The sequence below is a fragment of the Bradyrhizobium sp. genome (assembly GCF_036009065.1).
Lineage (GTDB): Bacteria > Pseudomonadota > Alphaproteobacteria > Rhizobiales > Xanthobacteraceae > Bradyrhizobium.
On sequence record NZ_DASYMN010000139.1, the window covers coordinates 1 to 10,506 of the forward strand.

The 10,506-nt window shown below is 61.4% G+C and carries 15 protein-coding genes and 1 pseudogene; 6 read left to right on the plus strand and 10 right to left on the minus strand.

Annotation, left to right across the window (positions count from 1 at the left end):
• The 4 genes from VGP39_RS08275 to VGP39_RS08290 all read right to left on the minus strand — a co-directional run.
• Positions 1 to 138: DUF202 domain-containing protein (locus VGP39_RS08275; protein WP_327567631.1), on the minus strand; the 138-nt coding region annotated here is incomplete at its 3' end.
• Between the two features lie 43 nt (positions 139 to 181).
• The gene (locus VGP39_RS08280) at positions 182 to 1,546 is read right to left on the minus strand and encodes a sorbosone dehydrogenase family protein (protein ID WP_327567619.1); all 1,365 of its coding nucleotides are present in this window, start codon (positions 1,544 to 1,546) and stop codon (positions 182 to 184) included.
• 2 nt (positions 1,547 to 1,548) lie between these two features.
• Complete coding sequence (locus tag VGP39_RS08285; RefSeq protein ID WP_327567620.1) at positions 1,549 to 2,022, minus strand: DUF2231 domain-containing protein; 474 nt, start codon at positions 2,020 to 2,022, stop codon at positions 1,549 to 1,551.
• A 67-nt stretch (positions 2,023 to 2,089) separates the two neighbouring features.
• Positions 2,090 to 2,341, minus strand: coding sequence for a hypothetical protein (locus tag VGP39_RS08290; protein WP_327567621.1), 252 nt, complete (start codon positions 2,339 to 2,341; stop codon positions 2,090 to 2,092).
• 292 nt (positions 2,342 to 2,633) lie between these two features.
• Here VGP39_RS08290 and VGP39_RS08295 point away from each other — a divergent pair, with 292 nt between their 5' ends.
• From VGP39_RS08295 to VGP39_RS08315, 5 genes are all read left to right on the plus strand, one after another.
• Entirely contained in the window at positions 2,634 to 2,879 is a 246-nt protein-coding gene (locus tag VGP39_RS08295; protein WP_327567622.1) for a hypothetical protein, read from the plus strand.
• 188 nt (positions 2,880 to 3,067) lie between these two features.
• Positions 3,068 to 3,727, plus strand: coding sequence for an HD domain-containing protein (locus tag VGP39_RS08300; RefSeq protein ID WP_327567623.1), 660 nt, complete (start codon positions 3,068 to 3,070; stop codon positions 3,725 to 3,727).
• Positions 3,728 to 3,830: 103 nt separating this feature from the next.
• Positions 3,831 to 5,117, plus strand: coding sequence for a sulfite dehydrogenase (gene soxC, locus VGP39_RS08305; RefSeq protein ID WP_327567624.1), 1,287 nt, complete (start codon positions 3,831 to 3,833; stop codon positions 5,115 to 5,117).
• Positions 5,104 to 5,658 (plus strand): cytochrome c, encoded by a 555-nt coding sequence (locus VGP39_RS08310; RefSeq protein WP_327567625.1) that lies wholly within the window; start codon positions 5,104 to 5,106, stop codon positions 5,656 to 5,658. The genes soxC and VGP39_RS08310 overlap by 14 nt, the downstream gene beginning before the upstream one ends.
• Positions 5,659 to 5,806: 148 nt before the next feature.
• Positions 5,807 to 6,076, plus strand: a complete 270-nt coding sequence (locus VGP39_RS08315; protein ID WP_327567626.1) for a DUF3551 domain-containing protein — start codon at positions 5,807 to 5,809, stop codon at positions 6,074 to 6,076.
• 95 nt (positions 6,077 to 6,171) lie between these two features.
• Here VGP39_RS08315 and VGP39_RS08320 read toward each other — a convergent pair whose 3' ends face one another.
• The gene (locus VGP39_RS08320; RefSeq protein WP_327567632.1) at positions 6,172 to 6,735 is read right to left on the minus strand and encodes a molecular chaperone TorD family protein; all 564 of its coding nucleotides are present in this window, start codon (positions 6,733 to 6,735) and stop codon (positions 6,172 to 6,174) included.
• Here VGP39_RS08320 and VGP39_RS08325 point away from each other — a divergent pair.
• Positions 6,727 to 6,972 (plus strand): hypothetical protein, encoded by a 246-nt coding sequence (locus VGP39_RS08325; RefSeq protein WP_327567633.1) that lies wholly within the window; start codon positions 6,727 to 6,729, stop codon positions 6,970 to 6,972. The two genes, VGP39_RS08320 and VGP39_RS08325, sit on opposite strands and share 9 nt — an antisense overlap.
• Here the strand turns inward: VGP39_RS08325 and VGP39_RS08330 are convergent.
• The 5 genes and pseudogenes from VGP39_RS08330 to VGP39_RS08350 all read right to left on the minus strand — a co-directional run.
• A pseudogene (locus VGP39_RS08330) lies at positions 6,910 to 7,206 on the minus strand (DUF3306 domain-containing protein); the annotation flags it as partial. The gene VGP39_RS08325 and the pseudogene VGP39_RS08330 sit on opposite strands and share 63 nt — an antisense overlap.
• Positions 7,203 to 7,724, minus strand: coding sequence for a DUF3305 domain-containing protein (locus tag VGP39_RS08335; protein WP_327567627.1), 522 nt, complete (start codon positions 7,722 to 7,724; stop codon positions 7,203 to 7,205). The pseudogene VGP39_RS08330 and the gene VGP39_RS08335, both read right to left, overlap by 4 nt.
• 37 nt (positions 7,725 to 7,761) lie before the next feature.
• Complete coding sequence (locus tag VGP39_RS08340) at positions 7,762 to 8,778, minus strand: formate dehydrogenase subunit gamma (RefSeq protein ID WP_414644601.1); 1,017 nt, start codon at positions 8,776 to 8,778, stop codon at positions 7,762 to 7,764.
• Between the two features lie 51 nt (positions 8,779 to 8,829).
• The gene (gene fdh3B, locus VGP39_RS08345; protein WP_327567629.1) at positions 8,830 to 9,426 is read right to left on the minus strand and encodes a formate dehydrogenase FDH3 subunit beta; all 597 of its coding nucleotides are present in this window, start codon (positions 9,424 to 9,426) and stop codon (positions 8,830 to 8,832) included.
• A 14-nt stretch (positions 9,427 to 9,440) separates the two neighbouring features.
• Positions 9,441 to 10,506, minus strand: a 1,066-nt coding sequence (locus VGP39_RS08350; protein WP_327567630.1) for a formate dehydrogenase subunit alpha, incomplete at its 5' end; no start/stop codon positions are given.

Sequence of the window (10,506 nt, forward strand, 5' to 3'; positions counted from 1 at the left end):
ACCCACGCTGCCTGTCACATCAAAAAAGACGTTCAGCCTGACGAGAAAAAATCCGAATGCGGCGACGGCCAAGCCGGTGCGTACCCATGCGAGAAAGGTTCGCTCGTTAGCCGCGTGGTCGGTGTACCTGGCGATCATCGAATCTTCTCGCACAATCGGATGTTACGCCGCGCAAGGCCGCCTAACTGGCCGGTTTCGGATGAGAACCCGCTTTGGCTGATGACACGCGCCAAACGGTATTTCCGACATCGTCGGCGATGAGCAATCCGCCGGTCTTGTCGACGGCCAAACCTACCGGCCGTCCATGCGCGTGATTGTCGGCATCGAGGAAGCCCGTGACGACGTCTTGCGCCGGGCCACTGGGCTTTCCACCGCTGAACGGCACGAACACAACCTTATAGCCGTTGAGCGGCGTTCGATTCCAGCTTCCGTGTTCGCCGACGAAAGCGCCGCCGCGGTAGTTTGCCGGAAGGTCGGTGCCGGTGTACATGGCCAGCCCCAACGGCGCCACGTGCGAGCTCAGCGCGTAGTCAGGCTTGATCGCCGTAGCCACCAGATCGGGGCGCTGCGGCTGGATGCGCGGGTCCAGGTGCTGACCGTAATAGCTGTAAGGCCAGCCATAAAAACCTCCGTCCCGCACCGAGGTCAGATAATCCGGAACCAGGTCGGGCCCGATTTCGTCGCGTTCGTTGGCGACGGCCCACAGCTTGCCGGTCTCGGGTTCCCACTGCAGCCCGGTGGGATTGCGAATTCCGCTGGCGAAGATGCGATGCGCGCCTGACGCGCGGTCGACCTCCCAGATCGCGGCGCGTTCGTATTCGGCGCCCATGCCGTTTTCGCCGATGTTGCTGTTCGATCCGACCCCGACATAGAGCTTGGAGCCATCGGGACTCGCCAGCAGCGCCTTGGTCCAGTGATGATCTATCGGGCCGCCAGCAAGATCGGTGAGTTTTGTCCCTGGGGCGGTGATGCTGGTTTCTCCGTCCTGATACGGATAGCGGACGATGGCGTCGGTGTTGGCGACATAAAGCTCGTTACCAACCAGGGCGACGCCAAACGGCGAGTTGAGATGGTCCAGAAACACGGTTCTCAAGTCGAATGTACCGTCACCTTTGGTGTCACGCAGCAGCGTGATCCGGTTTGCGTCCTCTGCCTTGGCGCCGGCGAACGACTGTACCCAGCCGGTGATGATGTCCTTGGGCCGGCTGATCGGTGCTTTCGGACCATTGCTCTCAACGACCAGCACGTCTCCATTGGGAAGCACATAGAGCGACCGCGGATGCGCAAAGCCGGTAGCCAATGCGTGGACTTGCAGTCCCTGCGGCACAGCGGGAGTTTCATCCTTTCCCCATCCGACGACTTTCGCGACCGCCATTGGCGGCATCAGATACTGCTGCAGCGCGGGCAGCACGGGATTCGCGCCGATCTGCGCCTTGGGGTCGCCGGCATGATCGTCACAGCCGGCTAGTCCCAGGCAAGCGACGCCGGCGAGCAGGATCGCGAGAGGGGGCAGTTTCCAGGTTAAAGGTTTGAGCGGGTGCATCATGATTATTCTCCGACACGGCGGCGATTTGCCAGGAGCGTTGCAATCTCGACCAGCACCAGAACGATGACGACGCTAGCGGAAAGCATCAGGCCGCTCGGTACCACCGCAGTATAACCGTCGCGGCTGTGGACAAAGGCGTTTATCACCGCGAGACATACAGCGAGTGCGTAGCAAACCAAGCGAGGCCAGGCCGACCGGCTCCCTCGCCTGCGGCCCGCAAAGGCGTTGATGATGTAAGAAAGGAGGGCGAGGCCGGCCATAACCAGGCCAGCCATGATCAGCCAGATCGAGAACCTCTCCCACATCACATCGGGCATTTGCCAGTAAACGACGTCGGTGACGAGAGCGCCCGCGAAATAAGCCGCGGAAAACGACGCCAGCATGCTGTGAACAGGTCGTGCGCGATGCCTTGGGATTGGCTCAAAATCGTTATTTCGTATCAACGGCGCTGCCGCAATAGTAGCGTGCTGCTGCATCTCTCAATCCTTCATGACGATCCCGCGTTGCATTTTTCGCAGACGCCGGAGTTGATGCTATTTCGCCTCACTTAAACTGCGGAACCACCGGGACACTCATGGGGGGCGGCGGGATCGGAGCTACCTTGTTGGCGTTGGCGATGCCGCTCGGGTCGACCGTCGCATTATTCATTCCACCGATATTTGCGGGCCCGGGCGAAATTCCACTGATCGGCACATTTCCCATTCCCGCTTCACCGGCCATCCTCGCAAATGACGTAGCGGGCGCCGCCAAGACGAGGAGGAGTACAACGGCTGTAGTTTTCAGGCTTTTGATCATGACGAGGCTCCTTATTACGAGAGCGATAGATGCGTGAACCCGATGTCGGTTCGCCATTTCGCAATTGCCATTAAATTGAATTTTAGAATGACCGAACAGAATGTCTGCAGGTTCACCGCTCATCGAAGCACCTTGGGTGCGATCATCGTGTAATTTCAATTTATTTTTATGAAGTGCTATTTAGTGGGATCGGCAGAGCATTGGCCTACCTCCGTGGTGACGCCCCTGAGCATTCAGGGCGAAGGCGAAAATTACCAACATCTCGCACCCAATCGATCCACGGAGAAAAGCTATGACCAGATTCAAGATGCTAAGTGCGGCAGCCATTCTGTCGGTGATGTCCGCAACGCCGGTATTCGCGCAGGCGGCTATCCAGGAGCCCGGTGCGTTCGCGTTCTACTATCCCAACAACGACGTGCTCAACGGCGGCCGGCCAACCCCCGCGGCGGGCCTGGACGCCAGGACACTGATGCAATTCAACAGCAGCGACGCCTATGGCACGCCTGTGAGCAAACGGCACGAAACATTTCAAAGGTAGTGAAACCAACGTGGTGGATGGAAAAAGGCCACATCGGCAACGTTGCGGCCTTTTCCATGCGCGATGCTCAGCGGTAGGGGCGGCGACCCCTCCGACGTCCGAAAATTAAATCCCTATTTAATCGACCGGCCCGACACAACGCTGCATTTGGTCGTGGACGAATGACTCGGCACGGCAGGAGAAGCGCAATGACGTTGGCGGCTGAAACGACGTTCACCATTGAAGGTATCCGCGTTCCCGACAGCAGCCTTGCGCGTGCGATCACGGAGCTGGTTCGGGATACCGAATCCGCGCTTCTGTTCCATCATTCGAGCAGGGTCTACTACTGGGGTGCGCTGGCCGGAAAACGCCGTGCTCTCAAATTCGATTCCGAGCTTCTCTATGCGGGCGCGATGTTCCACGACATGGGCTTGACGCCTTCGCATAGCAGCGCCCATGAGCGATTCGAGGTCGACGGCGCCAACGCTGCCCGCGACTTCCTGCGTAGCCGCGGCATTGCCGAGCACGACATCGATACGGTCTGGACGGCGATCGCGCTGCATACCACGCCGGGCATCCCGCAGCACATGCACCCGGTCGTCGCTCTGGTGACGGCCGGCGTGGAGATGGACGTGCTGGGCCTGGCCTATGCCGAATACAACGACGCGCAGCGCGAAGCGGTCGTGCACGCGCATCCGCGGCCCGGGCAATTCAAGGAAGATATCATCCAGGCGTTCTACGACGGCATCAAACACAAGCCCGACACGACATTCGGCAACGTCAAGGCCGACGTGCTCGCGGATAAGGACCCGGCCTTCAGGCGCGCTAATTTCTGCAGCGTCATTCGCGGATCGGCTTGGAGGGGCTAGCCGGCGCGCGGGTTGCACGCGCCCGGACGAAGCCACCCTTTTGGAATGGTTGTCGGCTTCCCTGCGTAATTCTGCATCTACCGCTTTCGGAGGAGCACTCACGATGACCGCATCAACCGACATCGATAAGCGTATTGCTGCAACGTCGCGCCGGGGATTTTTGCTTGAAGGCGGAGCATTGATGGGCGGGGCCGTCATCGCTGGCGGTCTCGGGCGGCAAGCGCTGGCGGCAAGCCAAACTGGCGACAACGTGCCGCCCAATGTCGCGGAATGGATGAAGACGCCCGGCGATCCCATGGGAAGCCTGCCGTACGGAACGCCTTCGCCGTTCGAGAAAGCCGTCGTCAAGAATATTCCGAACAACCTGCCGCAATATCTGTCGGCATCGGGCCGGACGCCGCTACAGGACCTCGACGGCATCATCACCCCGAACGGACTGTTTTACGAACGCCATCACGGCGGCGTCCCCACCATCGATCCGGCGCAGCATCGGCTGATGCTGCATGGCCTGGTCGACAGGCCGCTGATCTTCACCATGGATGACCTCAGGCGCTTTCCGTCGCAGTCGCAGATCTATTTCCTCGAATGCTCGGGCAACCCCGGCTACAAAAAACCCTATGGCAAGACGGCTTCCGATCTCGTCGGTCTTCTGAGCTGCGCGGAGTGGACCGGCGTCAGGCTCAAAGCGGTTTTGCAGGAAGCAGGATTGCAGGCCGACGCCAAATGGGTGGTCGCCGAAGGCGCCGATGCCGCCGGAATGACGCGCAGCATTCCGATCGAAAAATGCCTTGACGACGCAATGCTGGTGTACAGCCAGAACGGCGAGCGGCTGCGCCCCCAGCAGGGCTATCCGCTGCGGCTGTTGCTGCCCGGATTCGAAGGCAACATGAACATCAAATGGCTGCGCCGTCTGCACGTCACGGCCGAGCCGGCCTATTCGCGCGAGGAGACCTCGAAATATACCGATCTGATGCCGGACGGCTCGGCCCGCGAATTCACGTTTGTCATGGAAGCAAAATCCATTATCACGCGCCCCTCGGGCGGCCAGCGGCTGGGCGCGGCCGGATTTCACGAGATCAGCGGCATCGCCTGGAGCGGCCGAGGAAAGATCAAACGTGTGGATGTCTCGGTCGACGATGGCAAGAGCTGGCAGCAGGCGCAGCTGCAGGATCCGGTGCTGACGCGGGCGCTGACCCGCTTCAGGCTGCCGTGGCATTGGGACGGCCGGCCCGCCGTGATCCAAAGCCGCGCCATCGATGAAACCGGCTACGTGCAGCCGACGCTGGCCGAACTTCTCGCGGTCCGCGGCGAGAACTATTTTTATCACAACAACGCAGTCTGGCCCTGGCGCATCGCTGCTGACGGCGAGGTGAGCAATGCCAATGCGTAAGCTCGCCCTCTTTGCCGCTGCGGTGGCGTGTGCGACGTCTGCCCAGGCGCAGAGTCCGTACGGTATCGGCCGGCCGGCGACGCCGGCCGAGATCGCGGGTTGGAACATCGACATCGATCGCGAAGGCCATAACCTGCCACCCGGAAGCGGCACGGTCAGTCATGGCCGTGAGGTGTTCGATCAGCAATGCGCGGCCTGCCACGGCGCCAAGGGCGAGGGCGGTCTCGGCGATCGGCTGGCCGGCGGGCAGGGCACGCTGGCGACGCCAAAGCCGGTGCGAACGGTCGGCAGCTACTGGCCCTACGCCACGACATTGTTCGATTATATCCGCCGCGCCATGCCCCAGAACGCGCCGCAATCGCTGAGCAATGACGACGTCTATGCGGTCTCGGCTTACGTCCTCAACCTCAACGGCCTGCTGCCGGCCGATGCGGTGCTCGACGCCAAGACGCTTCCCGCGATCAAGATGCCGAATCGGAGCATGTTCACCGGCGACGCGCGTCCCGACGTCAAAAACGCGGCATGCACGACGGACTGCTGAGAAAGACAACGATTCAAGGGCAATCTTCTTGCAGCGTCGCAAGAATCAATTGTCGTCGTCGGCAATAATGTAAATTATTTTATAATCGATTTTGTGCGGGCGACTTTCCACATCAGTTATGGGGCAAACCCAACAATCGGAGAGAACCATGACGACAGTTCACAAATTGGCTGCGGCGTCGGCCGTCGCATTTTCGGCATTTGCTTTCGTCGCGTTGACGGGGTCCGCCGCAGAGGCGGCGCCAATCGTGCCTCCCGGCAAGTACTGCATGCAGTATACCTTGGGCGGCACGGACTGCAGCTTTACCAGCTACGCGCAGTGCGAGGCGGAGGCCTCAGGGCAGGCCGCCGAGTGCTATGGCAACACCGTTCGCGACGATCGTCTTGCCGGTCACAAATACGAAGGCGACGCCTATTGACGCCGCGGCTTCGGCTACGCCAAAAGGCGGACCGCAACGGCTTCAACGTTGCGTTCGCCGGGCTGTGTTGCCGTGGGTCCGTCGCGGACCGTCACTTAGGTCGAAAGCGAGAATGCCTCAGTTTCGATTTCCATGAAGATGCGGCCGAGCGATCCGACGCTTTTGTAAAATGTCGCAGACTCGGCGTGCTCGAGGTCCGAGAAAAAACGCGCCGCCCACGGCTTGAGATGGTTTTCGAAGATGCTGCGGTCGGTACCTTCGGGCGCAGCGATCCGTCCGGCCGCAAGGCCGGCCATGACTTCAAAGAGTACCGCTATGTGATCCTCGGGTTCCGATTGCCGCTCGTTCCGATCAAGGCCGATTTGCTTCAGGGCCTCGCGGATCCGGGCCAGCGGACGCCCATGCAGGTAGCCGGTCAGATAATAGGACGCGTAGGGGAAAAGTTCGCCGCGGCCTAATCCGACAAACAGATCGAAATATTCGCGCTCGACCCGCTCCGGGTCGATGCTTGCTGCTGCAACACCGAGGGCCGCGTGCGCTGCGCCCAATTCGGTTGCATCGCCGCCCAGGCGGGCCAGCTGCTCGATCATATCGGCGTCCGGGCTGTGCGACATCAGGGCCGCGAGCAGCGCATACTCCGCGGCCCGCGCGTGATCCATCTCGTCGACTTCAGCCGCGGCCTGGCCTTCAGCCGGCGCTGCGCCGGCCTGTTCCGTTTTTCCGAGACCGGCAAGACCCGGGACATCCCCGGCGCGCAGCGGCCCGAATCCCGGCATCGCGGTCGGGTCGTTGAAATCCCATTGATTCTCGGCGATCCCAATGAAGTCGCGAATCGCCGGATCGGTGACCCAAGCCCGCCGCAGCGCGGCTCGCGTCAGTTCGACCGGGACGGTTGATGCGAGAAACGATCGGATGTCGGTGCCCGCCGTGATCGATTGCAGCGGCGGCAAGCTTGCCAGATCGAAGGCCGTAGCGGCGGGAGAGTCCGTTGGTGGCGCTGCTTCTTTCAAATCGCCGGCTTCCGCCGCATTGGGTTTTGGCCGGAAGGATGAACCATTCGGCTCCACTATCGTGCCGGATTCCCGCTTCATCCGCGACCAGCGCGCCATGATGTTTTCCGGCCCGGTCATTTGCGGTTCTCCCTGTCCTCGCGGCAGTGGCCGGGCAGCTGTGGCACGCCCCGGTCCCGTTTTCGTTTGTTAAAACTTCGCTCGACGTGATGCTCGGCGTTGAAAGTGTCGATCGCCGCTATGATCGCAGCAGGCATCGGGACGGTCGCGACGAGGTCGTTGCCGGCGTCGGTCAAAGCCTCGCCCTCGGCGGGGTCGGCCGTCACCATAAGGAGTTCGAACGCCGGACTCGCGGAATTCGCAAGCTTCGGCCGCAGAACGACCCACAGCGCGGGTATTCCCGACGAGAGGTTCTGCCGATAATTCGCCGTTTCGGTGCGATGCAATTCGATCGCGGCCTCGCCCGCATAGAATGTGGTTGCGTCGCCTTCCTCGCCGATCCGCGTCCAGGGTGCCGCCGAGGGCGTTCCCACCAGCACCGAGAGCGGCCGCCAGATAAAATCGAGCCACGGGCTGCTGGCCTTGCGGCGTTCGACCACCACGCCGACGATTATTCTTGCGAGCGCAGTCGATCTCATGCCTGACCTCCGGTGCCGGCCTTGGTGGCCGACGTGCTCATTCCGCTGGAACCGATGATGGTCGGGATCGAGCGGCGAGGGACTCCTTGTTCAACTGCTCTTTGAGCCAGACGTCGTGATGCTCCTTGGCCCAGTTGAGATCGACCTCGCCGGTCGCCATCGCCTCGAAGGCGCCCTCCATGCCTAGCGTGCCGATGTAGATGTGGGCGATGATCACCGCGACGAAGAGAACAGCCACCACGGCGTGCACGACCTGCGCGATCTGCATCCCCGCAATATTCGCCACGTAGAACGGAAACAGCAGCAGGACCCCGGAAACGGTAACCGCCGCTCCCGCGCCAAGCGCGAACCAGAACACCAGCTTCTCGCCGGCGTTGAAGCGCCCGGCCGGCGCATGTTTCGATTTGATGAAGCCGCCACCTTGCCGGATCCAGTCGACATCGACTTTCCGCGGAATGTTGTCCCTGATCCATAGCGCAATGATCAGGACGAGGCCGATCACGAACGATGCGCTGACGTAGTTGTGGAGGTATTTGGCGATTTGCGAGATGCTGCTGAACGCCTCGGGTCCGATCAGCGGCAGAAGCGTGATCCGTCCGAACGTGATGTTGAGCCCAGTCAAGCCGAGAATGACAAAGGACGCCGCCGTCAGCCAGTGCGCGAAACGCTCGAAAGAATTGAAGCGCGAAATCTTCTTGCCCGAACGTCCGGCGGAGATCCGCAGCCGTCCCATGACGGCATAGGTGGCTGCGAGCGCTGCGATCATGCCGAGGATCGCGATGGCGCCAATCCAGCGCAACGTGACCTGGTGGAAATAGTCCCATGCCCGGCCGGCTGGTTGGATCAGCACGCGCGCACGCTCGATCGGCTGGTCGATATTGCCCTCGATGCGCGGCGATTGCTGCAGCAACTGCTGCTCGGTCATCTTGCTGGCTGTCGGATTGGGTGCGCCGTCCGGGCCGAGCTTCTGCGCCAGCGCCGGATTTCCCGCGGCCATCATCAGGATTGCCAACGCAACAATGATGAAACAGCGAATGCGCGCACGACACCTCATCATGATCGTTCTCCCGTGGTTCGCAGCTGCCGGTACTCGCCGCGAGGCGCCTCAGACATCGATGCCCTCGTGATAGGCTGTCTTCCAACCCCATGCGCCCGAACCATAGCCGCGCTTCATCACGCGCTCCTTGTAGATTTCGGCGATGATGGCGCCGTCGCCGGCCAGCAGCGATTTGGTCGAGCACATCTCGGCGCAGATCGGCAACTTGCCCTGGACAAGACGATTGGCGCCATACTTGGCGTATTCTGCCGGCGTATTGTCATCTTCCGGCCCGCCCGCGCAGTAAGTGCACTTGTCCATCTTGCCGCGCGAGCCGAAGTTGCCGGTCTTCGGATATTGCGGCGCGCCGAATGGACAGGCGTAGAAGCAATAGCCGCAGCCAATGCAGAGGTCCTTGGAGTGCAGCACGACACCGTCCGCGGTGGTATAGAAGCACGCTACCGGGCACACCGCGGCGCAGGGCGCATCGGTGCAATGCATGCAGGCCATCGACACCGAGCGTTCGCCGGGTTTTCCGTCATTGATGGTGACGACGCGGCGGCGGTTGATGCCCCACGGCACTTCATGTTCGTTCTTGCAGGCGGTCACGCAGGCGTTGCATTCTATGCAACGATCGGCATCACAAAGAAATTTGACGCGCGCCATGAACTGTTCTCCTCTCACGCCGCCTTGATCTGGCAGAGCGTTGCCTTGGGTTCCTGCATGCCGGTAACCGGGTCATAGCCATAGGTCGTCAATGTGTTGACGCTCTCGCCGAGCACGATCGGATCGGAGCCCTTCGGATACTTGCCGCGCAGATCGGCCCCTTCGTACCAGCCGGCAAAGTGGAAGGGCATCCACGCGACGCCCTTGCCGACACGCTCGGTCACCTGCGCCTTGACCCGCGTTTTGGAATTGCTCTCGGCTCCGGTGACCCAGACCCAGCCGCCGTCCTTGATATCCCGCTCAGATGCGTCCGCCGGATTGATCTCGACGTACATGTCCTGCTTCAACTCGGCGAGCCACCTGTTGGAGCGTGTCTCTTCGCCGCCGCCCTCGTATTCGACCAGCCGGCCCGAGCTCAGGATCAGCGGGAATTGCTTAATGATATCTCTGTCGACAGCGGACTTCTGGACGGTGAAGCCGAGGTTCGGGACCCGAAATTGCCGGGCGTCCGGGCGGGTCGGATACTTTGCGACGAGATCGGGCCGCGACGTGTAAATGACTTCGCGGTGCACTGGGACCGGATCCGGCAGATTCCAGGCGATCATCCGCGCCTTGCCGTTGCCATAGGGGCTGCAGCCGTGCGCGATCGCCACGCGTTGGATGCCGCCGGAAAGATCGATCGACCAGGAGATGGTATCGGGATTGGCGGCGTTCACGCGCTGGATGATTTCCATCTCGGCAGCGCTGAGATCCTTGTCCCAGCCGAGCTTCTTTAGCACGCCGAGCGTGAATTCCGGATAACCGTCCTTGATTTCCGAGCCGGCCGAGTAGGAGCCTTCGGAAAGCAAATTGTCATGCTCTTCCTTTTCGACCTCCTGCCCGTTTTCCATGACCTTGCGCTTGACCACGCGCTCGACACCGAAACGGGCGCGGAACGTGCCGCCACCTTCCTTTACCGGCAGACTGGTGTTGTAAAGGATCGCAGTTCCGGGATGCCTGAATTCCGGCGTTCCCCAGCACGGCCACGGCAGCCCGTAATAATCGCCGCCGACTTCGGGATCGTCCTTTGGCGCCCTGAGC